27 protein-coding genes are annotated in these 25037 nt (G+C 39.9%); 13 read left to right on the top strand and 14 right to left on the bottom strand.

What is annotated here, in order from left to right:
• Positions 1–44: 44 nt before the first annotated feature.
• Positions 45–359: a YebG family protein gene (locus H5200_RS05215; RefSeq protein ID WP_182718165.1), complete on the bottom strand. Its 315-nt coding sequence runs from the start codon at positions 357–359 to the stop codon at positions 45–47.
• Positions 360–620: 261 nt separating this feature from the next.
• Here H5200_RS05215 and H5200_RS05210 point away from each other — a divergent pair, with 261 nt between their 5' ends.
• On the top strand, positions 621–917 hold the full coding sequence (locus H5200_RS05210; protein ID WP_182718164.1) for a ComEA family DNA-binding protein: 297 nt from the start codon (positions 621–623) through the stop codon (positions 915–917).
• 16 nt (positions 918–933) lie between these two features.
• Here H5200_RS05210 and H5200_RS05205 read toward each other — a convergent pair whose 3' ends face one another.
• The 3 genes from H5200_RS05205 to nhaB all read right to left on the bottom strand — a co-directional run bounded on the left by H5200_RS05205 (position 934) and on the right by nhaB (position 3496).
• Positions 934–1236, bottom strand: a complete 303-nt coding sequence (locus H5200_RS05205) for a DUF6170 family protein (protein ID WP_182718163.1) — start codon at positions 1234–1236, stop codon at positions 934–936.
• A complete protein-coding gene (gene dsbB / locus H5200_RS05200) occupies positions 1236–1748 on the bottom strand; it encodes a disulfide bond formation protein DsbB (protein WP_182739673.1) in 513 nt (170 codons plus the stop codon). Before dsbB ends, H5200_RS05205 begins: the two co-directional genes overlap by 1 nt.
• 164 nt (positions 1749–1912) lie before the next feature.
• Positions 1913–3496 (bottom strand): sodium/proton antiporter NhaB, encoded by a 1584-nt coding sequence (gene nhaB / locus H5200_RS05195; protein ID WP_182718161.1) that lies wholly within the window; start codon positions 3494–3496, stop codon positions 1913–1915.
• 433 nt (positions 3497–3929) lie between these two features.
• Here nhaB and fadR point away from each other — a divergent pair, with 433 nt between their 5' ends.
• Together fadR and H5200_RS05185 are read left to right on the top strand one after the other, a co-directional pair.
• Complete coding sequence (fadR, locus tag H5200_RS05190; protein WP_149981452.1) at positions 3930–4643, top strand: fatty acid metabolism transcriptional regulator FadR; 714 nt, start codon at positions 3930–3932, stop codon at positions 4641–4643.
• A 270-nt stretch (positions 4644–4913) separates the two neighbouring features.
• The gene (locus tag H5200_RS05185; protein WP_145239274.1) at positions 4914–5519 is read left to right on the top strand and encodes a peroxiredoxin C; all 606 of its coding nucleotides are present in this window, start codon (positions 4914–4916) and stop codon (positions 5517–5519) included.
• Positions 5520–5585: 66 nt separating this feature from the next.
• On the opposite strand, the gene H5200_RS05180 is transcribed toward H5200_RS05185, so the two are convergent.
• Both H5200_RS05180 and smpB read right to left on the bottom strand, forming a co-directional pair.
• Positions 5586–8180, bottom strand: a complete 2595-nt coding sequence (locus tag H5200_RS05180) for a TonB-dependent receptor (RefSeq protein ID WP_182719321.1) — start codon at positions 8178–8180, stop codon at positions 5586–5588.
• Positions 8181–8369: 189 nt separating this feature from the next.
• Entirely contained in the window at positions 8370–8849 is a 480-nt protein-coding gene (smpB, locus tag H5200_RS05175; protein WP_064666579.1) for an SsrA-binding protein SmpB, read from the bottom strand.
• 146 nt (positions 8850–8995) lie between these two features.
• Between smpB and H5200_RS05170 the strand changes: the two genes are divergently transcribed.
• Positions 8996–9433 carry a type II toxin-antitoxin system RatA family toxin gene (locus tag H5200_RS05170; protein ID WP_149981450.1) on the top strand — a complete coding sequence of 146 codons (438 nt, stop codon included), beginning with the start codon at positions 8996–8998 and terminating at the stop codon, positions 9431–9433.
• The gene (locus H5200_RS05165) at positions 9433–9762 is read left to right on the top strand and encodes an RnfH family protein (protein WP_145239596.1); all 330 of its coding nucleotides are present in this window, start codon (positions 9433–9435) and stop codon (positions 9760–9762) included. Before H5200_RS05170 ends, H5200_RS05165 begins: the two co-directional genes overlap by 1 nt.
• Before the next feature lie 60 nt (positions 9763–9822).
• On the opposite strand, the gene H5200_RS05160 is transcribed toward H5200_RS05165, so the two are convergent.
• Entirely contained in the window at positions 9823–10182 is a 360-nt protein-coding gene (locus H5200_RS05160; RefSeq protein ID WP_145239264.1) for an outer membrane protein assembly factor BamE, read from the bottom strand.
• 119 nt (positions 10183–10301) lie between these two features.
• On the opposite strand from H5200_RS05160, the gene H5200_RS05155 reads away from it, so the two are divergent.
• Positions 10302–10619: a GIY-YIG nuclease family protein gene (locus tag H5200_RS05155; protein WP_182761085.1), complete on the top strand. Its 318-nt coding sequence runs from the start codon at positions 10302–10304 to the stop codon at positions 10617–10619.
• 37 nt (positions 10620–10656) lie between these two features.
• Here H5200_RS05155 and H5200_RS05150 read toward each other — a convergent pair whose 3' ends face one another.
• The 4 genes from H5200_RS05150 to ilvC form a co-directional block, all read right to left on the bottom strand.
• Entirely contained in the window at positions 10657–11526 is an 870-nt protein-coding gene (locus H5200_RS05150; protein ID WP_246175529.1) for a M28 family peptidase, read from the bottom strand.
• A 37-nt stretch (positions 11527–11563) separates the two neighbouring features.
• Positions 11564–12757, bottom strand: a complete 1194-nt coding sequence (locus tag H5200_RS05145; protein WP_182761084.1) for a tetratricopeptide repeat protein — start codon at positions 12755–12757, stop codon at positions 11564–11566.
• Positions 12758–12838: 81 nt separating this feature from the next.
• On the bottom strand, positions 12839–14752 hold the full coding sequence (locus H5200_RS05140; RefSeq protein WP_182761083.1) for a methyl-accepting chemotaxis protein: 1914 nt from the start codon (positions 14750–14752) through the stop codon (positions 12839–12841).
• Positions 14753–14946: 194 nt separating this feature from the next.
• The gene (ilvC, locus tag H5200_RS05135; RefSeq protein WP_145239254.1) at positions 14947–16419 is read right to left on the bottom strand and encodes a ketol-acid reductoisomerase; all 1473 of its coding nucleotides are present in this window, start codon (positions 16417–16419) and stop codon (positions 14947–14949) included.
• A 164-nt stretch (positions 16420–16583) separates the two neighbouring features.
• Here ilvC and ilvY point away from each other — a divergent pair, with 164 nt between their 5' ends.
• The 5 genes from ilvY to H5200_RS05110 all read left to right on the top strand — a co-directional run bounded on the left by ilvY (position 16584) and on the right by H5200_RS05110 (position 20848).
• The gene (gene ilvY, locus H5200_RS05130) at positions 16584–17498 is read left to right on the top strand and encodes an HTH-type transcriptional activator IlvY (protein WP_145239251.1); all 915 of its coding nucleotides are present in this window, start codon (positions 16584–16586) and stop codon (positions 17496–17498) included.
• A 152-nt stretch (positions 17499–17650) separates the two neighbouring features.
• The gene (locus tag H5200_RS05125) at positions 17651–18511 is read left to right on the top strand and encodes a MipA/OmpV family protein (RefSeq protein WP_182731025.1); all 861 of its coding nucleotides are present in this window, start codon (positions 17651–17653) and stop codon (positions 18509–18511) included.
• A gap of 1 nt (position 18512) precedes the next feature.
• Positions 18513–18899 (top strand): DUF3019 domain-containing protein, encoded by a 387-nt coding sequence (locus tag H5200_RS05120; protein WP_145239246.1) that lies wholly within the window; start codon positions 18513–18515, stop codon positions 18897–18899.
• 14 nt (positions 18900–18913) lie between these two features.
• Complete coding sequence (locus H5200_RS05115; protein WP_145239242.1) at positions 18914–19606, top strand: response regulator; 693 nt, start codon at positions 18914–18916, stop codon at positions 19604–19606.
• Positions 19607–19612: 6 nt separating this feature from the next.
• The gene (locus tag H5200_RS05110; protein ID WP_182739676.1) at positions 19613–20848 is read left to right on the top strand and encodes an ATP-binding protein; all 1236 of its coding nucleotides are present in this window, start codon (positions 19613–19615) and stop codon (positions 20846–20848) included.
• Positions 20849–21019: 171 nt separating this feature from the next.
• Here H5200_RS05110 and H5200_RS05105 read toward each other — a convergent pair whose 3' ends face one another.
• The 3 genes from H5200_RS05105 to H5200_RS05095 form a co-directional block, all read right to left on the bottom strand.
• Positions 21020–21238: a DUF3820 family protein gene (locus H5200_RS05105; protein WP_182719329.1), complete on the bottom strand. Its 219-nt coding sequence runs from the start codon at positions 21236–21238 to the stop codon at positions 21020–21022.
• A 117-nt stretch (positions 21239–21355) separates the two neighbouring features.
• Positions 21356–21637, bottom strand: coding sequence for a hypothetical protein (locus H5200_RS05100; protein ID WP_145239233.1), 282 nt, complete (start codon positions 21635–21637; stop codon positions 21356–21358).
• A 286-nt stretch (positions 21638–21923) separates the two neighbouring features.
• Complete coding sequence (locus H5200_RS05095; protein ID WP_145239230.1) at positions 21924–23495, bottom strand: cation:proton antiporter family protein; 1572 nt, start codon at positions 23493–23495, stop codon at positions 21924–21926.
• A 265-nt stretch (positions 23496–23760) separates the two neighbouring features.
• On the opposite strand from H5200_RS05095, the gene H5200_RS05090 reads away from it, so the two are divergent.
• Positions 23761–24504: a sporulation protein gene (locus H5200_RS05090; RefSeq protein WP_145239228.1), complete on the top strand. Its 744-nt coding sequence runs from the start codon at positions 23761–23763 to the stop codon at positions 24502–24504.
• 78 nt (positions 24505–24582) lie between these two features.
• Positions 24583–25035, top strand: coding sequence for a GNAT family N-acetyltransferase (locus H5200_RS05085; RefSeq protein WP_182719331.1), 453 nt, complete (start codon positions 24583–24585; stop codon positions 25033–25035).
• Positions 25036–25037 lie beyond the last annotated feature (2 nt).

Raw genomic sequence — 25037 nt, 5'->3', positions numbered from 1 at the left:
AGGGCAATTAATTGCCCTTTTTTAGTAAGTTAACTTGTAATTTTTTAGCTTGCTTCTTTATCTGCGCTGGCTTTAATCGACGCTACATTTTCTTTTTTTACTTTCGCCGTAGGTGTTTTCTGTATTGCCTCTTTGCCGCCTTTAAGTACATTCATAAAGTCGTCTTTACTTTTAGCAATCTCAAGTGCGAGCGATTCGATTTGTTGTTCGCTTAGTGGCACATCAACTTTCTCAAGCATAACCTCAAGCGACTCTGCTATATCAAGCATTTTGTCATACGCGTCAGCTTCTTTTTTAGTAGTAAACGTCATACGCTCGACTCCGTTTCTCTCTACAACATATTTAACAACAACAGCCATGATTTCTCCTGCCAATTTGCTTGGTGAATAACAAGTTCACCTTGATTGATTACTGTTTTTATGTACAGTAATTGTTTATTGGTCTTTTTGCAAGTGAACATTTTTATTTTTTACTACTAGGATTTGACAAAGAGGTACAACTTTACTTTATTTAAATAGTCGCACTTTTTTAGTATGACTTTATTTGGAGGTAGTCCAAAAGTGAAGGCATTAAAATCAACTATTAATTGAGTCCACGTATGGATATCATGGAGGAGAAACATGAAGTTTTTAACTTTAATAGTGGTAGTGCTTGGCTTAGCTATTTCATTGCCTAGTAGCGCAGCTGTAACTAAAACAGAGACTGCTGAAAGTATGAAGAAAGTTCAGTTAGTCAATGTGAATCAAGCAACAGTCGAACAGCTTACTCAGCTGCCGGGTATTGGTAAATCAAAAGCGCAAGCGATAATTGATTTCCGTACCAAGCAAGGCAAGTTTAAGTCTGTTGCAGATTTAGCGCAGGTGAAAGGTATTGGCGAAAAATTAGTCGCTAAATTGGATGGCAAAGTTACATTCTAAAAATCAGCAGGGCGAATTATTCGCCCTGCTCAAATTGCTTAATAGCGTGCCTTAAATAGCGTTTAGAGAATTGAATTTCGACTGGAGTGGTTAACAACGGGTAGCTTAACCCGGCCAGAAGTAAAGCTGGAAGTAACAACCAACCTTCAACATACGCTAATGATAGAAATACTGGGATCAATAAAACCAGCTTTATAATACGCAAACTGATTTTTTGCATTGGAGTTAACATACTCACTGCAATCGCAATTATTTGCTGACGTTGACGTATTTTAAACGATTTTAATTGCGTTACTTGACTTGAAAATAATGCCATCATCACAGCGACTTTTTAATTATTAAACGACTTGCTACAACGGCCATTAGTATCAGAGTAAATGCGGCAAAAATGATCTCCATCCACGCCGGCATACTTAGCCCTGCAAATTGCCAATCGATGTTGCCACAGTCACCTGTTGCAGCAAAAAAATGTGGCATCCATTCGTGCAATGGTAATGGGAAATTAGGTTCGAATTCACAGCTAAACGCAAAAGGATCGGTGGTAGTTTGCATATCGATATGTTCGCGTGCAATTAAATAACCCCAAATACTGGCAACTGCCCATGCAGAAAATGCTGTTAGACGGCATATTACATTCGTGGGTTTAATTGCACCGAGTAACCCTGCGGCTAATAACCCCAGCATGGCAGTACGTTGGTAAATACACATAATGCATGGCTCTAAGCCCATTTGATATTGAAAAAACAATGCGATTACTTCAAAAATAAAAGCACTAAAAGCGAGCAGTAACCAAGCACTGCGCTGTTGGGCTAAATTTGCTAACCAAGTCATAAAATATCCAATCTATAATTTGTAGATGAATTATGACTTAGTCATTAAACTAGGCGCAAGGATAAATATGATTTGTAACAATAAAAAAGCTGCCGAAGCAGCTTTGTTTTTTACTCTTTAACCTAAATATGGGTTAAGGGATTTACTGTCCAGAGTTTGGATATTTAATGCCCTGAACTTCCTATACTTTGTAAGCTTGCGCTGTGGTGTTCAATCCAACCCCATTGATAGAGTAAATCAGTTACCTCACTAAGCCCTAGATATGTAGAGCTTAAACCAACAACCGTAAGTACAATGGTATAGGGAAGTGCCATATAAACCATACGCCCGTAAGATAAACGTAATACGGGAGCAAGTGTTGATGTTAGTAAGAATAAAAATGCAGCTTGTCCATTCGGTGTGGCTACACTTGGTAAGTTAGTACCAGTATTAATTGCTACTGCTAATAAATCAAATTGGTCGCGACTAATTTGTCCTGCTTTTAAAGCCGCCGCTACTTCGTTGATGTAAACAGTGCCAACAAACACATTATCACTGACCATCGAGAGTAGGCCATTAGCGACAAAAAACATAACTAACTGTAATTGCCCTTCAAATGTCAGTACCCAAGTTATTACAGGAGTAAATAAGTGTTGATCAATAATTACTGCAACGATTGAGAAAAATACACATAACAGTGCAGTAAACGGCAATGCTTCTTCAAACGCTTTTCCTAGTTGGTGTTCTTCGATTATACCAGCGGACGCAGTTGCAAAAATAATGACGGATAAGCCAATTAAGCCAACCGTGGCAAGGTGTAAAGCTAATGCAATGATCAACCATACAGCAATAAATGACTGAAACATCAGATTAACTTTATCGCGTTTAGTGCGTTTGTTATCGAGCTCTTTTGCGTGATCAGCAAGTATTTGATGAATCGGTTCTGGTAACTTTGCGCCATAACCGAAGGTTTTTGTTTTTTCGAGTAATATTGTAGTAACAATACCAGCGATGAATACAGGCATAGTAACAGGCAACATACGCAAGAAAAACTCCCCAAATTGCCAGCTTGCTCGTTCTGCAATAATAAGATTTTGTGGTTCACCCACCATAGTACAGACTCCACCAAGCGCGGTACCAATCGAAGCATGCATTAATAAGTTACGTAAAAAAGCTCGAAATTCTTCAAGTTCCTGACGATTAACTGGGCGTACTTGGTTATCATCGTTAATGTCATGTTCACTAGTGGAGTCTTTCCCTGAGGCGACTTTATGGTAAATACTGTAAAAGCCCATAGCGACAGCTATGACCACCGCCATTACTGTAAGTGCGTCTAAAAAAGCAGAAAGAAATGCTGCAGAAATAGTAAATGCTAAGGAAAGTACAGTTTTGCTGCGAACTGATACCACCAAGCGGGTGAAAATATAGAGTAATAAATCTTTCATAAAGTAGATACCTGCGACCATAAAGATCAACAGTAAGATTACATCTACATTTTGAACAATTTCATGCTCTACTTGCCCGGCAGTTGTCATGCCTATAAACAGTGCTTCAATTGCAAGTAAACCACCTGGTTGCAGTGGATAACATTTCAGCGCCATCGCGAGAGTAAAAATAAACTCTAAAACTAATGCCCAACCAGCCATATAGGGATTGATATGAAATAACACAGGGTTAATAGCTAAAAAAGCAATAATTGTGTATTTATACCACTGTGGGGCAGAGCCTAAAAAATTCTTAAAAATTGCATTGAAAACACTCTGTTGCATAGGTGTTCCTTATTATTGTACATTTAAGTATAACTGTTGTTGGTTAAGTTAATTCAGTCTAGCCGTGGTGTAAACAAAAAAGCTATAAACAACATCACGTACCTTTTATCCATTTAATATGCCGCGCTATATTAAGTGTAGCTGAAATAGCGAAATGGGTATTTTTATTCAGTCCGTATAGTGTGCATAATGAAGTTAAATGTCTATTACTCTTTGTGGTCAATCCCTTCAATTTAGTATAAAAGAAAGCGACACTGAAAGAGTGATAAATTAGCCTGTATCCATTTTAAAAACGTGGCGAGAGTAGAGGCTTAAGCCTGTCGTCGTGGGTGAATTAATGAAGTGACTTTACTTGTTAGTTTGGCTTCATCTGGTACAATCAGTCAGTTAATCGTTTAAAGTAATGTTATGTGGTAACTCAAGTGGGAATTGAATGAGAATTTTTAAAGCGAAAAGCCCAGCAGGGTTTGCCGAAGAGTACATTGTTGAGTCAATTTGGAATGGTGATTTTCCACCAGGTTCTATTCTTCCCGCTGAGCGAGAGTTATCAGAATTAATCGGTGTTACTCGTACAACCTTACGTGAAGTACTGCAGCGTTTAGCGCGTGATGGTTGGTTAACAATCCAACACGGTAAACCGACTCGAGTAAATAACTTTTGGGAAACCTCAGGACTTAATATTTTAGAGACCTTAGCGCGTCTTGATGAAGATAAAATGCCCGAGTTAACCGACCAGTTACTTTCTGCGCGTACTAATATTAGCGCTATCTATACTCGCGCTGCCATTAAACTAGCACCTGATCGCGTGATAGAAATTCTTTCAAAAAGTGATGAACTTGAAGATAGTGCACAAGCTTTCGCTGATTATGATTATAAAGTACATCATGAGTTGGCTGTTGCAGGTAATAACCGTATTTATGTACTTATTCTTAATGGTTTTAAGGGTTTTTACTCTAAAATTGGCTGTCATTACTTTTCAGATCCAGGCACGCGTCAGTTAGCGCGTCAATTCTATAAAGATTTAACCATACTTGCTGAGAAACGCGAACATGACGGCGCAATTTCAATGATGCGGAAATATGGTCATCAAACAGGTGAGATCTGGCAAAAAATCCGTGGTGATATGCCGGAAAATATCATGGATTAACTCTGCATTTACTGTGTAGTTATATCTATAAGGAGCCTGCATATGCAGGTTTTTTTTCGCTGTTATTAATGACAAACAGCGAGTGATACACCGCGTTCGTATTTTTCGATGAGTGACATCGGAAAATACGATTGTTATTTTAAGTCTTTAGTCTCTAAAATATTCTGATAATTATGCATGCTAGCCCTTGGTATTTATTTTTTAGATCCCATATTAAAGGCAAGCATTGCGTAAGCAATTAAAAGCAAACTCAAATATTTGGAGAATAAAATGGGTGTATTAGTAGGCCGCCAGGCACCAGACTTTACCGCTGCAGCAGTACTAGGTAACGGCGAGATCGTAGATAGCTACAATCTTCACGAAACAATCAAAGGTAAAAAAGCAGTCATCTTCTTTTACCCATTAGATTTCACTTTCGTATGTCCTTCTGAACTAATTGCTTTTGACAAGCGTTATGAAGAATTCCAAAAGCGTGGCGTAGAAGTAATTGGTGTTTCAATCGATTCACAATTCTCACACAACGCATGGCGTAACACTGCTGTTGCAGACGGCGGTATCGGTGCAGTTAAATACGCACTAGTTGCAGATGTTAAGCACGAAATCTGTAAAGCATACGATGTTGAGCATCCAGAAGCGGGCGTTGCATTTCGTGGTTCATTCTTAATTGATGAAGAAGGTAATGTACGTCATCAAGTAGTAAATGACTTACCACTAGGTCGTAACATCGACGAAATGCTTCGTATGGTTGACGCTCTAGCGTTTCACACTGAGCACGGTGAAGTATGTCCAGCTGGTTGGACTGAAGGTAAAAAAGGTATGGATGCAAGCCCAGCAGGCGTTGCTAAGTTCCTTTCAGAAAACGAAAGCGACCTATAATTTAGGCCTTTGTTTTAGAATATGAAAAACCCGCCAATTTGGCGGGTTTTTTATTTAGGGTAGTCGCTAGAAAGCGAATGACACTTTGGTGTAGATATAACGTCCGCGAGGGTTGTGAACCGCGGAAGCATAACCGTATAAATCACCATCACCATCACCAATTGCAAATGGTGGCTCTTCATCAAATAGGTTATTTACGCCAATCGAGATCTTGGTCGATTCGGTAATACGATAAGCCGTTTGTAAATCAACTAAGACTTGTGAATCAACCATTCTTGACGTGTTGCTATCAAAATCGAGGGTGCCATCAAAATCAATATCAGGCGTATCTTCAAACTCACCCACATAGCTGATATTTACATTAGTATTGAATTCACCAAGCTCCCAATTAGTTGAGAACATCCAGCGGTGTTCAGGGTAACCATATTCACCAGTATAATCGCGACCGTCTTTTTCAAACTTGTCTTGATAGGACCATTCTAAGTTGAACTTAAGTAAACCAAGATCATCCAAGGAGTGATTATAATTTGCTGAGAAATCAACACCAGACACTTCCTGCGAAGAGACATTTTTAAAAGTGCTATGAATTTTTTGGATAACACCAAGGGTTTCGCTTCCGGCTGGGGCTAGGCGAACACAAATCGTACTGTTTTGGTTGTTACATTCTGCGTCATAAATTGGGCCGAATGCTTGTTCATCAATTTTGTTATCTTGAGTAATACTCCATACATCAATACTAAAGCCAAGTTCAGCCATAGGAGCCCAAATAAAACCAACGTTCCATGATTCAGATTCTTCAGCTTGTAAATCAGGGTTACCAGCAAATTGGATATTGTAATCAAGAGCTTTACAATCAAGACCTGTAGCACTACAGCGGTAATTATCAATAAAGAATTGACTTTTCTCTGATGGACCTAGACCTATTTGTGCTAGTGAAGGTGCTCTAAAACCTTGTGCCCAAGAGCCGCGAACAGTAATTTCATCAGTAGGTGCCCAGCGCAGCGCTACTTTAGGATTGGTTGTGGTACCAAAGTCACTGTAATCATCGTAACGACCTGCAAGTTGTAATTCTAAGCTATCAGCTAATGGGATTGAGAATTCAACATAGGCAGCGTATTGGTCCCGCTCAGCGGCAGCAGAAACGGACTCAGTACCAAAAATTAAACCTCGCTGAAATTGATCATCAGGGGTATCACTGACATCCTCTTCACGGTACTCAATACCAGCCGCCATCATCACGACATTGTCACCAAAACTAAACGCTTCGCCAGTGATGTTGGCATCAAAAGAGGTCATATGTGATTCACCACGACGAACTAGGCTGGTTGAAATACGTTCAATGACTGCAGGATCATTATAAGTGCCGCCAAATGGGTTGTAGTTGCCGGCATCTATTTCTTGCTGTAAAAAATCAGTTCTTACCCAGCCTTGAGTACGATCACCGGTTTGCATTGATTTACTACGGCCTTTTTGTACAGCGGCTTCCCAGCTCCAATCGCTAATTTCACCACGTAGACCGGCAACAAATCGCAAAGTGTCTGACTCAATATCCCATTGACGGGCACCCGCATCAACAGTTCTATAGTAGTTGATAATTACTTCTTGATTGAAAGGATTATTTGGATGATTCCCTGGGACTGTTAAACCTGCATCTTTATCTAATGGTGTTGGAGCACCTGCGGCAATTGAATTGTTGTGTTGAACAGCCATTTCCATAAAGGCAGTAATACCATTATCAAAGTTATATTCAAACTGAGAAATCGCGCCAACGCGTTCAGAAGCTGGGGCAATATAGCCATAGGGTCCATAATCAAACACACAACTATCGCTACCACTAATTTGATCTGCAGGACAACTTGGATCTGGAGTTTGGACGCCATTCACGCCAAATGTACCTGGAAAGCCACGAGATGAACGGAAATCTTCACCACCATTCGCGGTTTGATTAGCAGTGCCTAAGCGGCCCATTTCATCTGATGATAAAGAGGTGTTTTTAAAGTAATCGATGATCACAGACGCACTGCTTTTTTCGTTTGAGGTACCCCAAACTATGCTTGCTGAGGTTTCTTCATAGTTAGGGCCGTCAGTACCACCATAACCTAAATTAACTTCTAAACCATCGATGTCTTTTTTCAAAATAATATTCACCACACCTGCAACGGCATCGGAACCATAAATTGCAGAGGCACCATCTTTAAGAATATCAATACGTTCGATAGCAGAGACCGGAATACTGTTAATATCAACAAATGAGTTAGTGATACTCTCCGCAAATGCGCTTATAGCTACTCGACGGCCATTAATTAATACAAGTGTTGCATCAGCGCCTAAACCTCGTAGCGATACCGCTGCAGAGCCGTTAGCGGTCGAATCCTGATTATTACCGCGAGTAGAAAAAGTACCATTACCAGCAGCAGGCATTCTTTCCAGTAATTGTTGTAAGTTGTCATAGCCCATATTATCGATATCGGCGCGACTAATTGATTGTACTGGGGAAGGGCCTTCAATATCTGTTCGCTTTATTCTAGAACCCGTCACTTCAATACGTTCAACTTTTTTTGCTTCGTCCGCAGCAAATGATTGAGAAGTATAACCCGCTGTTGAAAGTGCAAGTGTTACACAAGCGATTAGCTTAGGTTTAAATGGGAGTATGTTCTTCATCCTTAAATCCTTGTTATAATGTTAATTTTATCTGGTCAAATGAACCACACACATCAATACCATGTAACAGGTTTGTTATCAAATTGAATTGTAAAGAGGTGTACTATATTTGATACAGTTAGAAGGATTTAAGGGATATAAATAAAAACGCCTAACTGGGTTAGGCGTTTTTGAGGTTGTTTAGATAGATTAAACTTTGTGCTTCATTAACCGTTCTTTTTCGCGAGACCAGTCTTTGTTTTTACCGTCTTCACGTTTGTCATGCATTTTTTTACCTTTACCGAGGTGGAACTCAAGTTTCACCCAGCATTTTTTCCAATACATGGCAGTGGCGATTAATGAATAGCCATCGCGCTCAGTCGCACCGACTAAGCGATCTAGCTCGCGTCTGCTTAATAATAACTTGCGATAACGTAATGGATCGCAAATAACATGGGTTGAAGCACTATTGAGAGGCTGTATTTGACTGCCAAGCAAAAACGCTTCGCCATTTTTAAGGTGAATGTATGTTTCAGAGATGTTTACTTTACCAGCTCGGATACTTTTTACTTCCCAGCCTTGTAGTTCAACACCAGCCTCAAACTTGTCGTGTAAAAAATACTCATGACGCGCCTTTTTATTTAGCGCGATAGTATTACTTGTCGATTTAGATGAATTTTTCTTAGCCATAGTGGCCCATATTATACGTAAAGCTCTGCTTTTTACATCGATTTTTTATTTTTGCTAATAAAAAAGTGTTTGTAAATAAAGCGCCATGAAAGTTTGGGGAAAAACGCAAAGCTTGCTAAAATTCGCCCACACAGTTGGGAGTGAGTATGCCACAAATAGAAAAAAGTGCGCTAGTAATGTATAGCAGCAAAGAAATGTTTGATTTAGTCAATGATGTGGATGCTTATCCTGAATTTTTACCCCATTGCTCGGATGCAAAAATTATTGCACAGCAAGGTAATACCATGACGGCAAGTTTGGAAATTTCCAAAGCGGGTATAAAAAAATGGTTTACTACTGAAAACACCTTTGTAGATGATAATACAGTAACATTGCGCTTAGTTGATGGGCCATTTAAAGCCTTGCAAGGGCGTTGGCATTTTCAAGTGTTGGATGACAATGCATGTAAAGTTCAGCTACAGCTTGAGTTTGAATTTGCGAGTAAATTAATTGAACTTGCGTTTGGGCGCGTATTTAACGATGTTGCAAAAAACATGGTGAATGCATTTACTCAACGCGCTAAACAGGTATATGGACTGCGATGATGATAAAAGTTGAAGTTGTGTATGCATTACCTACCACGGCAACGTGTTTGCTTGTTGAAGTACCAGTTGGTACAACGGCAGAAAATGCCGTGATGCAATCAGGTATCCTCGCTAAGTGCCCTGAAATTGATGGCTTAGCATTAACCTTAGGAATATGGAACCGTACCTGCAAGCTTACGCAAGTGCTTGAGGATGGCGATAGAATTGAAATTTACCGTCCTTTAATTGCTGATCCTAAAGACGCACGACGAAAACGTGCAGAAAAAGCTAAAGACGAAGGTCGTGCTAATAAAATTACAGGTGGGCGACCGCTTGATAAAGCTAAATAATAGCTCAAACAAAAAAGGTTAGCTGTTGCTAACCTTTTCGTAATTTACTGAACTGGAGCGTTATTGCTCAAGCGGTGTATTAAACTCTGCGGGTTGTTCATAGTCACCACTGAGCGATACCAATTTTTCATTTTCAAAATTAATAGTCAGTGATTTACGTTGTTCGTTATCACGGCCAAGGTTAAAAGAATATAAGTAATGCCACGTGTTTTTATCGAAAGCGTCTTCTGCAACAGGTTTACCTAATACATAAAGAACTTGCTCACGGGTCATATTGATACGAAGCTTGTCAACATCGGTTTGTTCTAAAAAGTTACCTTGTGGGATGTTGATACGATAAACCCAGCTAGAACAACCGGCGGTTGCACTTAAGGTCAGAGCAACGATAAACCAAAGAGAAAAAGTTTTTAACGACTGCATTGTTTGTTTGGATCCTTATTTTTTATAAACTGCATGATACCGATTAGTCACCTAAGGTAAAACCCTTTTGAGTAATTGTTTGTGACTTAATTTTTACTATCGATGTTTGGAGCGTAATTTTGACCTCTGAGTCCGCAAAAAGTTTAACTACTACTGAAAATACTATGACAACTAAGATTTCCACGTGGTCACTTTATATTGTACAAACACGTTTAGGGCATTGGTACACTGGGATCAGCACGGATGTGGCAAAACGATTTGCCGCACATCAAGCGGGCAAAGGGGCTAAAAACTTAAAGGGGAAGGGGCCACTGACTTTAATATATCAATGTGAAGTCGGTTCTCGCAGTGAAGCCAGCAAGCTTGAGATAAAAATTAAACGCTTAAGTAAGGCACAAAAGCGAGTGTTTGTTAGCTCTGGGATTTTGCTAACCTGAATTTAGTTTAAAATATATTTACTATCTACAATTTAGCTCAAAGAGTGTTTATATCATTTATATCAAGTTGGCTAATAAATACGGCAATATAATTAACAGCATCAATATAAAGTGCTTGGTCAATATTACTTAGTAGGTCGGAACTTTTATGATGGTGGGGGTCATGACCCATACCAAAGTAAATATAAGCAATTCCGGCTTTAGCAAACGCATAATGGTCGCTTGCTCGGCGCCAATCAATACTATCTCCGAGGGTCATTCTGTTCATTGTGGTTGATGAACTAGCTACTTTTATCTTTAAATTATGCTCAGGCACCTGCTGTAGTTGTGCTTGTAAAGCACTGCGTTGTGCATGTGAGACAAAGGCATATAAGATTTTTTTTGGCGGCTTTACTGCTAACATATCCAAATTAATATTTAGCACGGTTACGCTGTCGTCGATTTGCAATTGACTAACAAAATATTCAGCTCCATGTAAACCATTTTCCTCTGCGTCAGTAGCAACAAAACTAAGTTGGAAAGGCAGATTTGTGTGTGCGAAGCGTTGCGCTAGGAATAACAAGGCACTGACGCCACTGGCATTATCGTTTGCGCCTGCATATAAAGTGTTACCACGCATACCTAAGTGATCATAATGAGCGGTAATTACCAAATGAGTCTTGACTAAGTGCGGTGGTTTTAAAGTCGCAACTACATTTTGCCCCGTTGCTTTTGAAGACCAGCCATGGCTGTAACTAAACGGCTGTAATTGTGTATTGTAACCGAGCGTTTGCAGTCGCGTACTAATGTATTGGGCACTGGTATGCGCGCCGTCGGTATTGGTTTTTCTACCGCTTAGAGCCGTAGAGCTCAGATGCCTCAGATCATCAATCAGCTGTTGCTGCGCGCTGCTATTACTTTGGCACAATGTTGAAAAGCTGAGGCTCAATAGCAAAATAAAATAGTTAATGATTAATTACTCGCGCGGTCATGTCACTTAGTGCCTGTAATTTATTTTGATAACGTTGCTTATCATGGTCAAAATCGGCATGTTTATTAGCCAAACGTAATTGGCGATACGCTTGCTTAAAATCACCTAACTGATAATACGTGCGGGCAAGACCAAAGTAGCTATCATGAATATTATCATCAATTCTTTTTGCTTTATTGAAATGCTTGATGGCATCTTGATAGTTTTGTTCAAGGTATGCGTTATTTCCTAATGACACATGATAATACGGATTACTTTGGCGCTTCAAATCAAGTTTAGATAAAATCTTGTCGGCCAGTTCAGGACGGTCGGTGAGTTGATACAGTAAAGCTAAGTTGCCCAGTGCTGTATTGTTGTCGTTATTAAGCAGCAAAGCATAATTATAGGCTAATTCGGCGTTATCATACTGAGAATCAAGGCGAAGTAATACGGCTAAGTTACCCCATGCAGCAGAGTAATATTTATCTGCTTTTGTTGCCGCTAAAAAGTAGCTATAGGCTAAATCATAATTTTGATTGAGCATTGCCGCTGCCCCTTTATTGTTATAAAACATCGCGGTAATTCGTTGTTTGCTGATGGGGGTCGTCTGAAATTTCTCGCCTCGCGAGTTCGGATCAAAATCAATCACTAATGAGGTTTTTGCGTCATACACATAAGTCACATTAGTGTTGTTGTTACGACGCTGTGTGACGATCAAATTAATATGCCCAGTCAATAAGTTATAGCCTTTATTTAGCGCCCAATACTCAGGAATATGAACCGTTTGAAATTGCCCCTGCATGCCTAAATATTCCGCGATACTATAGGCCAAAATCGATAATGATAAACAGTTAGCATTTAAATCTCGGTAGGCTTGATTGGCGGTTAGGGTAGCCCCTGCTTGATATAGTAAGGATGCATCGCCATTTTCTAACAAAAAGTTTAGTAATTTTCGAGTTGTGTTTAAATTGCGTTTAGTACTTGGAAAGGCTGCATCGAGTTGTTGTGTTATTGTATCGCTTAAGGTAAAAATCTGTTCACTACTTTCTACCGGGTAAAGCGTGAAAGATTGGTTTTCAGTCACTGGTGGCGGGATGAGTATTGGTTGATTACTCACACTGGTACAGGCAGAGATACTAAAAAGCAGCACAATGACTGCTAGCTTATAAAGCCGCGTTAATATTGTCATAATCATACCCCAACTAATTACTGACTTATTAAGTTTAGTCTGTTTTTTAGTCGGGGTAGATGTTAAATGTTACAAACTGTGTCAGCGCTTTTCAAAGGTGGCGACTAAACTTGCTAAGGTTTGTGCGCTGGTTGCAAGTCCTTTGATCGCCTGCTCGGTATCAATTTGTTCTCGCATTGCCATATCGCTGATCTCACTAATTTGTTCAATATTGCGGCCGACGTCAGCAACCACGCTACTTTGCTCCTCAGTAGCTGTAGCAATCAAGGTTGCCATATCATTAATTTCATTAGCGGTATTGGTAATGGCATCAAGCAACTGCACAGAGCTTTGCATTGTTGCTACGCTGTGTTGAGCTTTATCTTTGGACTGGGCAATATGTTCAACCACATTGGTAGCTGTTTTCGCGAGCTCTTCAATCATTGATTGAATTTCAGTCGTTGATTGTGACGTACGGTTGGCTAAGGCTCGTACTTCATCCGCAACCACGGCAAAGCCGCGGCCATGTTCACCAGCACGTGCTGATTCAATTGCTGCATTTAGTGCTAATAAATTGGTTTGCTCTGAAATACCACGAATAGAGTCAACAATACTGGCAATAGTCTGGGTTTTATTGGCAAGCTCAGTCACTTGTCTCGCAATTGTGTCAATATCACTGGCTAATGCGGTAATACTCTGTTGGCTTTGCACTACTTGCTGGTGGCTCTGTAATGTATTCGCTTTACTATCTTCGGTCAGTTTTGCGGCAGTTGCGGCGCTGTGGGCAATTTCTTGCACTGTCGCGCCCATTTCGTTGATTGCTGCTGCAACAGAGATAGTCTGCTCTTTTTGGTTGTCCATTGCCTGTGAGTTATGCTTGGCTTGAGTAAATACCTGATCTGAGCTTTGACGAATTTTTAAACTTTCGTGGGAGACTTGCGCAATGGCGGTTTCAATTTTATCAATGAATTGGTTAAAACCATTCGTTAATGCTGATAGCTCAGGCTGGTCACTGTGAGGTAAACGATAAGCTAGATTGGCATCACCAGATCCTAAACGAGTAAATAACTCTGCCATTTTTGATAGCGGTGAAGCTAACGAACGAGCCAGTAAAAAACTAACGATACATGCCAACAGCGCAATTGCGATAGCAAAACTTAAAATTTGCCATTGTAAAGTGGTGATCCCGGCAAACACTTCTGCTTTTGGTACTTGTGCAACCACATAGAGTTGAGTGTTTTTAATTGGACTCGCCGCAAGGAAAAAAGTGTCGCCATTGAGTTCGACTTCTTGCAAGTTAAATTCATTGCTTGTTAATAATTGACCACTTACTTGATGACCATACAAGCTATCTAGATTTGTTTTTTCTACTTTATTAACGTCTTGATGGAGTTTAATTACGCCTTTATCGTCAGTGATAAATACAAAACCGGTTTGCTCGATAGTAAATTTATTTAGCAGTGCCTGCATATCATCAATACTTTTTGCCAGTCCGGTTAAGCCGATGCCATTGATCTGTTGATGATTTACAAACATTTTTGTGTCGCCATTAGGCTCTTGATATAAGCTAATAGAGTAAGCTTGATTGGCGTTTTTAAAATCAAAAAACCAGCCATCTTGCTGCCTATCTAATACTCTTAAAAAGCCATCTTGATTCCAGTACTGCGCGGTATCGCGATTTGCCCATGATGCGGTTGCTAAGCCGTATTGTTTTACCAGACGATTTAATTCTTTGATTAAAACGTCATCATTGTTATCACGACTATTTGCCCACGCGAGTATAAAATGATTACTTGATACTTGTTCGGCCGCACTAAGCAATTCATTTATTTCTAAGCTGATATAGTTATTAATTGCGTGTAGTTTACTGGGCAACTCAGATTGTATCATCCGTTGTTCGATAATGGTTTTGGCGGATAACAGCGCCGTAATGCCAATTAAGCTGGCAACTGACAGGGCAATAGCGATCCCTAAAATAGTGATCTTACGCGTGATACTAAGAGTTTTATACGACATTGTGGGTACTGAATTTACAAATTATGCGGGTATTTTAGCATGTTTTTTTCATGCAGTTCATCATCTATTAGAGTAAGTACTCAGTTTGTAATTTACTCTAAGATGTATTTTGACAAAGTAAATAAAATGAAAAAGCCCACTGCGTTTAGCATGTGGGCTTGGTTTCTAACAAGCGAAATTGTTACTTTCCAGGGTTAAACAATTTTCTTCATTGCTGACATGTAGCCACGCAATTTGGTACCAATGATTTCAACAGGGTGCTCACGCAGCGACTTGTTGATTGCAATTAGTGTTTGGTTATCAACATGATTACAGCGCTCGCCTAAGCCTCTACCAATCACATCAGTATCGATGTTTTGCATAAAGTCTTGTAACAGTGGCAAACATGCGTGATTGTATAAGTAGCAACCATACTCTGCAGTATCGGAGATCGTGCGGTTCATTTCGAATAATTTTTTACGCGCAATGGTATTGGCAATTAATGGCGTTTCATGTAGCGATTCATAATATGCTGACTCAGCTATAATACCCGCTGCAGTCATGGTCTCAAACGCTAATTCTACACCGGCTTTCACCATTGCAACCATCAATATACCGTTATCAAAAAACTCTTGTTCGCTGATTTCAACATCACCGGCAGGGGTTTTTTCAAAATTTGTTTCAGCTGTTTCTGCACGCCATTTCAAAAGGTTTGCATCATCATTCGCCCAATCTTCCATCATTACACGAGAGAACGTACCATCGATGATGTCGTCTTGGTGTTTATTGTAAAGCGGGCGCATGATTACTTTTAATTCTTCACTTAATTCAAACGCTTTTACTTTCGCTGGGTTTGATAAACGGTCAAGCATATTTGTAACGCCGCCGTATTTAAGTGCTTCAGTAACAACTTCCCAACCGTATTGAATTAGTTTTGATGCGTAACCGGCATCTATACCTTTTTCGATCATCTTATCAAAACATAAAATTGAGCCTGTCTGTAACATGCCGCAAAGAATTGTTTGCTCACCCATTAGGTCTGATTTTACTTCAGCAATAAATGAAGACTTTAATACCCCAGCGCGATGACCGCCAGTACCCGCTGCATAAGCTTTAGCCTGGGCTAGACCATGTCCCTGAGGATCATTTTCTGGGTGAACAGCAATAAGAGTTGGGACACCAAAACCGCGTTTATACTCTTCACGAACCTCAGAGCCTGGGCACTTAGGTGCAACCATGATTACAGTGATATCATCACGTACTTGCATACCTTCTTCAACAATGTTGAAGCCATGAGAATAAGCAAGCGTAGAGCCTTGTTTCATCATCGGCATGATTGCGTTTACAACCGCAGTATGCTGTTTATCAGGTGTTAGGTTTAACACAACATCAGCAGTAGGGATCAATTCTTCGTAAGTACCTACAGTAAAACCATTTTCTGACGCATTAAGAAATGATTGACGACGTTCGCTGATTGCAGAATCACGCAATGTGTAGGCAACATCTAAACCTGAATCTCGTAAGTTCAGTCCTTGGTTTAAACCTTGTGCACCACACCCAACAATAACAAGTTTTTTGCCTTTAAGTGCTTCAACACCATCGGCAAATTCAGCCGGATCCATAAATTCACATTGTGCTAGTTGTGCTAACTGCTCGCGTAAGGGAAGAGTATTAAAATAATTCGCCATTGTTAGTATCCTATAAATTTCGTATTTGTTAGATGCAAGCGCTTGCTGCTTTGCTTAAAGTCACCATAAGGAATTTTTACCCTTGCGTAAAATGATATATTTGCATTAAAGTATTTCAAAAAATGAAATGCTTTAATTAATAACCGCTAACTATTGGGATCACTATGGACCATAAACGATTACATTACTTTCTGGCACTTGCCAAAACCTTACATTTTGCCCGTGCCAGCGAGTTATGCCACATAAGTGCTCCCACCTTAAGTCGCAATATTAAACAGTTAGAGGATGAAGTTGGAGTCGCATTATTCAGTCGCGATAATCGCAGTGTAAAGTTAACAGCTGAAGGAGAATCGTTTATCGACTATGCAACGGCTACGTTAGCTAATTGGCAGCGTTTTCGAGCAAATGTACAAAATCCTGAGCAAACTATTTACGGTAAAGTAAGCATTTACTGTTCAGTAACGGCCTCTTATAGTTTTTTGCATCAACTATTAGAGCAACTGCGTTTGCAACATCAACATATAGAAATAAAGCTTAATACTGGCGATCCCGCAGTGGCAATAAACCGTGTGCTTGACGGACACGAAGCCATGGCAATTGCCGCAAAGCCTGATAAATTACCGACGCAAATTGCATTTGCCAGTATTGGTTATTCATCCTTGGTATTTATCGCGCCACGTATTCCGTCGTTGCTCACTGAAAAACTGGCCCAGTTTGGCGATAAGATAGATTGGTCTGAGCTTGAGTTTATAGTGCCAGAGCAAGGTTTTACTCGTCAAAGGTTAGAGCTGTGGTGGCGTAAGCACGGTATTAATGCAAAGATCTATGCGCAAGTAGCGGGGCATGAAGCTATGGTGTCAATGGTGAGTTTAGGGCTAGGCATTGCCATGGTGCCAAAAATTGTTTTAGATAATAGCCCATTAAAAGATCGCGTTCAGGTGATCAGTGATCAAAAAGAGGCCCCTGCCGGGTTTGAGATTGGTTTGGCAGTATTACGTAAAGAGTTACCAGATGCCGCGTTAAATGCATTATGGGAGATTGCTCAATCACTGAAAAACGTTAATAGCTTAGCTCCTTAGCCGAGTCTAAATACGCAGATGTAAAGTTTATTTACCTTGAATCGTTCCATATGTATCAAAAGTGTGAATGATTGTAATCGTCTAGGGATTAGTTATTAATACCTTGCTATGATAACGATATTGGGTTGTCTCTTTTGGCATAAATAACAACAATGAAGTCGATAGTTAATATTCTTACTGCGCTTTGCATCTCTGTATGGCTTACAGTACCTTGTTTTGCACAGCCATCAGAAATTGAGCCTGTGCAGGATATAACAACAGGGCAGTGGCACTTGAGCCTTAACACGGGATTAGGAGTCATAACAAATCCATTAGCTGGTGGAGGTGATTTACCATTAGTGTTGATCCCAGATATAGCTTATTACGGTGAACAGTTCTTTTTTGATAATGGTCGCTTAGGCTATAGCCTGATACAAGACTCCCCACATACCTTTAATCTAGTCACTGAGTTTAATTCGGAAACTCGTTTTTTTGTTGATTGGCATCCAAGTAACATTTTTGCATTAAGATCAGAAAGTTCATTTACGAACAGTGAAAATGAACTTCAAATCCAACAACCTAGTCTAGATATCCGTGAGCTTAATAAACGTAAATGGGCACTCGATGCTGGCCTGAGTTACCATTATAGCTATCAGCAGCATGTATTTTCCGTGCAGGCATTAGCTGATGTATCCGGAGTGTATGACGGGTGGCGAAGTGCACTGCAGTGGCAAATGCACAAGAACATTGGTGAGTTACAGATTAAGCCGACTATTGGCATCTGGTATAAATCGGCAGCACTGAATACATATTTTTATGGCGTAACAGAAAAAGAGTCTCCAGTTCGTGCAATTGAGGTTGGCAGTAGTTGGCAGCCTTATGCTAAAATAGATGCCCGCTGGCCCTTAAATGGAGCCAACTCATTGCGTTTTCATCTGGCTTATTATGATTATTCCGCCTTAGCTGACGACAGTCCGCTGTTTGAACAAACGTATTCTCTGACTGCCTTTATAGGGTTTGATCATATTTTTTAATATGAAGTATTTACAACTTGGTGCGTGCGTCATTTTTTTGTTGGTATGGCCAAAGTTAGCTGTCGCAAAAAAAGATATATTAACAGTTACTCCAAAAGTCTGTGTGGTTTCCGAACAACAAGACTTTTGCGATGTTGATGTAAAATTTGCTTTAAATATGCCCCATAAAATGGACGTTTGTTTATACAGCGAAGATCAACAACTGCAATGTTGGCAACAGGTTACCTTAGAAGAATTCAATCATAAAGCGCGTGTTCAGGTTGAAACCATATACTCCCTAGTCAATCCTCACACGGATGAATTACTGGCGACAACACGCATTGAAGTACAGAGCACTCGCGCTAAAACAACTCGGCGCCGATTACGTTCTCCGTGGAGCTTTTTTTAATCTTGGAGCTGCAAATGGCAAAGATCTTACTTGTAGAAGATGATTTAGGGTTACAGCAATTAACCCGTGACTATCTTGAAAATAATGGCCTTGAAGTGGCGGTGCTAGACCGTGGCGATGAAGTGTTTAGTTACCTTGAAAACAATCCGGTTGATTTGATGATCCTCGATGTGATGCTGCCAGGTAAAGATGGCTTTAGTGTTTGTCGTCAAGTCAGAGATAAATTTAGCTTACCAATATTAATGTTGACCGCCAAAGGTGAAGACTTTGATCAAGTCATTGGTTTGGAACTTGGTGCCGATGATTATGTTATTAAGCCAGCTGAGCCAAGAGTATTGCTTGCCCGTATTAATGCGCTATTACGCCGTGGCCAAGCATCAGTAAAAGCGCCAGAAGAATTACAATTTGGCGATTTATGTATTGATAAAACCAGCCGTATTGTTCGCTTAAAGAATAACGAAATCACCCTCACTTCCCATGAATTTGAATTACTGTGGTTATTAGCTTCAAATTCCGGTGAAGTACTAAGTCGTGAACATGTTCATCAACACATGATTGGTCGCCAATATGATGGATTAGACCGCACCGTAGATGTACGTGTATCTCGGATCCGTAAAAAATTAGGTGATAACAGCGATAAACCATACCGTATTAAAACCGTTTGGGGACAAGGCTACTTATTTGTCTCCGATGCATGGGGTATGTAACTATTAATGGGGAAACTATTTGCAAGTTTATATGTGTATATTATAGTTTCCCTGTTTTTAGTCAGTGGGGTAATTGAACAACTTTGGCCCTATGAAGACAGTCAACAACAAATTGCGCTCGATGATGAGTTTGGTCAATCCCTATGGCTATTAGCGCAAACCCCGCAAGGGCTTACTAAAATAGCCACTCGCTTTCAAAGTGAAATAGTACAAAAACAAGACCTAATGTTGCCCGCACAACAACAACAAGAACTTAACCTACATAATTATATTTATCTATTTGATCAACAACAGCGAGCTATCTGGTATATCGTTGTTGATAATGAGCAATTATTGCAAGTGGGTCCAATTACCGTTTCTGCGCCAGTATTCTCATCCGTTTGGCCTTATCTATTATTATTGTGTGTCGTTGGGATCCCTGTTGGCTTATGGAGTTTTTTACTGTGGCGTGATTTTGCTAAGTTGCGACTGGCCTGTGAAGCCGTTGGTGGATCACAAGACTTTGAGCTGAGCGCCACCTCGAAATCATTCTTTTTACCAATTACCGACACCTTAAGTGCTATGCAGCAGCGTATTCAGCATTTATTAACCGCTCAACAAGAACTTACATCGTCGGTATCGCATGAGTTTAGAACGCCACTGGCACGTTTAAAATTTGCGTTGGCAATGCTTGAGGATAAAGTAGCTGACGAAAAAGCCTTTGAATATATCGATAACATGCAATTAGATATTGTGGAGTTAGAGTCGTTAGTTAAAGAAATGCTTGATTATGCTCGCCTTGATAGCCAACAACCTAATCTTACGGTGCAAACATGTAACTTAGTGCAGCTAGTAGAAAGTGTTGTCACTAAACTTGATTTTGCTACGCAAATAAAACTCAATATGCAATTACCAGCTTTATGCAGTTACACTTGTGACAGTCACTTTATCGCCCGCAGTATCCAAAACTTAGTAGGCAATGCGTTGAAATATGCTCGTCACGAAGTGCGAATTAGCTTAGTTGAAAATACTGGGCAGTTAATTTTATCGGTCGAAGACGATGGCCCTGGCATTGAACAATCACAATGGGATGCAGTGTTTAAACCTTTTGCCCGACTTGATAAAAGTCGCGATAAAAAGACTGGAGGCTTTGGGCTTGGTTTAGCCATTGTGGCAAAAATAGTGTCTTGGCACCAAGGCAGCTGTTCGATATCGAATTCAGAATTAGGTGGCGCCAAATTTACAATCTATTTGCCTAAGTAACCAGAGTTCAGGGTAAGTAACTCCTTTTCTATTGCTATATCTGTGGCTAAATTGATACTCAAAAAAAAAGCGCCTAATAGGCGCTTTTCTGCGGTTAAAACCAAAATCAACAAGTAGCAAAAGAGTAGACTTCACTTTGCTAAGTAAGTTCCATTATTTATTACTTTTAATTTATTTATGTGTTTTTAAAAGCGGCATGAGCATCTGCTCCAAGCCATTGAGTTTAACTTCATACATCATTGCTAATTGAGCACCGAGTGTGCCGTGAGGAAATCCTTGCTGCTTAAACCAGACTAAGTATGGTTCTGGTAATAACAGCAAAGGGCGGCCTGCATATTTACCAAATGGCATTTTTGTATTAATCGCTATTTTTAAAAGCTCTGGATCCATGGTTAACTTAGTTTGCTAGGTTATGCGTGAAGTGTATTACAAAAGAGAGAGAGAAAATAGGCTGTGACGGGCAAGAAACAGCCTATTTAATGAGGGAGAGTAGGGCCCTCATAATTACTAATGGATCTGGTATTGATGCTTTTTGGTAAATCCAAGTTGTTTAAGTTTGTTTATAATTGACGGATCATCGATGCGGCTTGGTGTTTCGCTATCACGCAAGAAATGATTTTCCGGCACTTGATATATATCGAGCATTTTTTGAAATAGCACTGCGCGCATTGTTAACGCTGTCATTCCATTTCTTTGTATTTCATCAAGGCGATTTTGAAGTTCAACCAGTTTTGGGTTATTTACATCATCCGCCACTGTCTGAAACTGTGTAGCAAACTTATTTTTCATCTAAAAACCTTATTTAATAGTAAAAGACAAAATGCCGATAAATACGTATACACAAACATGAGAAGGCTTTTTTTGTGCTAAAAATAGATACTTACGTATTACTCAACAAGTGCAGTTTACTCTTTTTTCATGGGTAAATGCCAATCTGGATGTAAAGCTTTGTAAATGCGCTTGACTCTTATTTGGGGACTTCTGCGGGATTGTTTCAGGCGGCTATATATAAGGATATGAAAATTAAATGAAAATAGTTCTCAGTACCTTTTGTGGTACTGAGAACCTTTCTATATTATGGAAATAATTTTTGTTTTACATGCTCAGCGAAGCCGCTACCGGCCTCTAAATAGAAGTTATAAGTAGAGTCAACGCCCATATCTTCAAGTTCTTTTTGCTGATCTGGATAGTTAGCAATGGCAGTAACTTGACCTTGGTAACCCGAAGCACGCAATTGCTCCAAAGCAAAAATGTTTTGCATATGTTTTGGCATCGCGAGCATGATCATCTCTACATGGGAGTGATTTACCCGTTGCCAAAAGTCTGGATCGGTTGCATCTGCCAAGAGCGCCTTACGGCCTCGTGAAACATGCTTCTCGACCACTTCTGGCTTGATGTCTACTCCAGCTACAACGCCAGGATGGGTGATGTTAATTGTTTCATATGCACCGGTGCCAATACGACCCATACCAAAAATAACAATCTTGGTGTCATTTAAGTTCACAGGAAGTTCTTCTGCTAAGCGAGTAGGGCTTTCAAAACGTATGAGCCAAGCTTCGATTTTTACATAAATTTCGTTTGAACGTTTATTTAGTGGGGATGCAATGATAAAGGTCATTGATACTGCAATAGCCATAACAGCCAACCACTCAGATGTGATTAACCCGCTACTGGCAGCAACCATACAGACTATCAAGCCAAACTCGCTGTAGTTAGCTAAGGTAAATGCACTCAATAAGGAGGTACGAGCGCGTAACTTAAAGGCATTCGTTAGTATATAATACAGGGCAACTTTGACTGGTAGCACCAATACAATAATAAGCGCTATAAGTAATGAGTTGAGCGTCAGATCAGCACCTAAACCAATTGTTAAGAAAAACCCAACTAATAAAATTTCTTTTAGATTGAGTAGTGATTTTGCAAGCTCACTGGCTTTTTTATGAGGAGCAAAGATCATACCGATGATCAACGCGCCTAAATCACCTTTCAAGCCTGCAAATTCAAATGCATGATAGCCAACGACAAGTGCAAAGAAAAAGCCAAACAAAGGTAGTAGCTCACCATGTTTAGAACGATTTAACACCCAAAACATGACTGGTCGTAACAATGGCAAGGCAACTAATAGCGCAAAAGCCCAACCGTTGGGGATTTTACCTGTGCTGATGGCTAAAAATATCACTGCAAAGATATCTTGCATAACCAAAATACCAATGGCTATTTTGCCGTGAAGGCTGGCCATTTCGCCACGTTCTTCAAGTACTTTTACAGCAAAAACTGTGCTAGAAAAGCTAAAAGCAAAACCAACAAGCAACGCACTTTGCCAACTTAGGTCTGCAAATAATGGCAACGAAAGTGCGCCTAAGAACAGCATCAAACTGCAAAAAATAGCGCTACTAATAATAATATGTAAAGAGGCAGGGGCCCAAACTTGTGGCTTAATAAGATGGCTAACTTTTAGTTTCAGACCAATACTAAATAGTAATAACGTGATCCCTAAATTAGCAATCGTATTAAGTAGCTCAGTGGTTTTAAAGCCAGATAAGTTCAGTACAAAGCCAGCAATCAAAAAACCGATTAGCGGAGGAAGTTTAAGTTGGTACACGGCAAAGCCACACACAAATGCGACAGCAAAATATAATAGTTCCATAATTCTTAATATCACTTCATTTGGTTACCTAGTGTAGCGAAATATCAGCATTTTTGAAAATCATTCCTGCATATTATGCATATAAATTGTGCGTATAAGGGTATACCTGCGTATGAAAAACACTCGTTTAGTTAGGTATTCTGCTAAAAACATAAAAAATAGTTATTTTTTCACTGACAGCAGCTTTTAAATATGGTTAAGATGCAGTAACAAAGGAATTTAAGCGTGATTCAGGTTTAGGTGAATTAAGCTTAAGGAGAAATAGATGTTTAAAAAAATTCTTGCATCAGTCGGTATTGGTGCAGCAACAGTAGATACCGTGCTTGAAACTGAGCATTTACAACCTGGGCAACTATTTAATGCCCAAATAGTGATCACCGCAGGGGATGTTAGCCAAGCAATAACAGGTCTTGATTTAGCATTAATGACGCGCGTAAAAGTGGAAGGTGAAGACGGTGCTTATTTTACCAATCATATTATTGATAAGTGGCGTATAACCGATATTGGTACAATTGAACCGGGTCAGCAAAAACACATTCCGTTTGAAGCGCGCTTACATTCAGAAACACCGATCACCGAAATCAACGCCGGTTATAACCAATCACATGTTTGGCTTGAAACAGGTTTAGATATTGATTTAGCACTTGATCCTACGGATAAAGATCATCTTCATATTTATCCAAATGATGCCGTAACTACTTTTATGCAAGCGATGGATAAACTGGGTTTTAGCTTGGTAAAAGCGGATGTTGAAAAGGGCTTCTTACGCGCTAGTACGTTTAACTCTGTCTCAGGTTGTTATCAAGAGCTGGAATATAAACCAAATAGCCGTAGCTTGTTCGGTATTCAAGAGATTGAACTATCGTTTGTGCCTGAAGCGCATAAAACTCATGTTTTAATTGAGCTTGATCGTGGTTTTCGTGGCGATGGCTATGTTGACCTGACGATTGAACATGATCACGTTAATCTTTCGCATTTATGTGATCAATTAGAACGTTTGCTTGCCTAGCTATCCAGAGCTCGGTTAGTTAGCTAAGCTTAGTAAATAGCCCTGCATTGACTGGGCTTTTTTATGTTAGGAGTTTTTATGCAATTAACAACAAAACCATTTTCTCAACTGTCTGCGCAGGTACTGTTTACTATCATGCGCACGCGGGTCGATGTATTTGTAGTCGAGCAGCAATGCCCATACCCTGAATTAGACGATATTGATTGCACTGTAACAACTCAGCATCTCTATTGGCTCGAGGCTGAACAATTAGCTGCATACGCACGCTGTTATGAGAAAAATGAGCAGTACAGCGCTATTGGCCGCGTGCTGGTTGAAAAATCACAACGAGGTAAGGGGTTAGCAGCGTTATTGGTTAAAGAGGCGATCCAGTGTTGCTTTACGCACTGGCCGAACAAGGATATATACATTGGCGCGCAAACCTATTTACTCGCGTTTTATCAGTCGCTGGGTTTTCAATGTATTGGCGAGCCTTATTTAGAAGATAATATTGCACATCAAGATATGATTTTAAAAAACCGCTCAGTGTAAAG

Source organism: Pseudoalteromonas sp. SG43-7 (genome assembly GCF_014164295.1).
In the GTDB taxonomy this organism is placed as follows: Bacteria; Pseudomonadota; Gammaproteobacteria; order Enterobacterales; family Alteromonadaceae; genus Pseudoalteromonas; species Pseudoalteromonas rhizosphaerae.
This window is presented reverse-complemented; position numbering and strand designations above follow the sequence as displayed.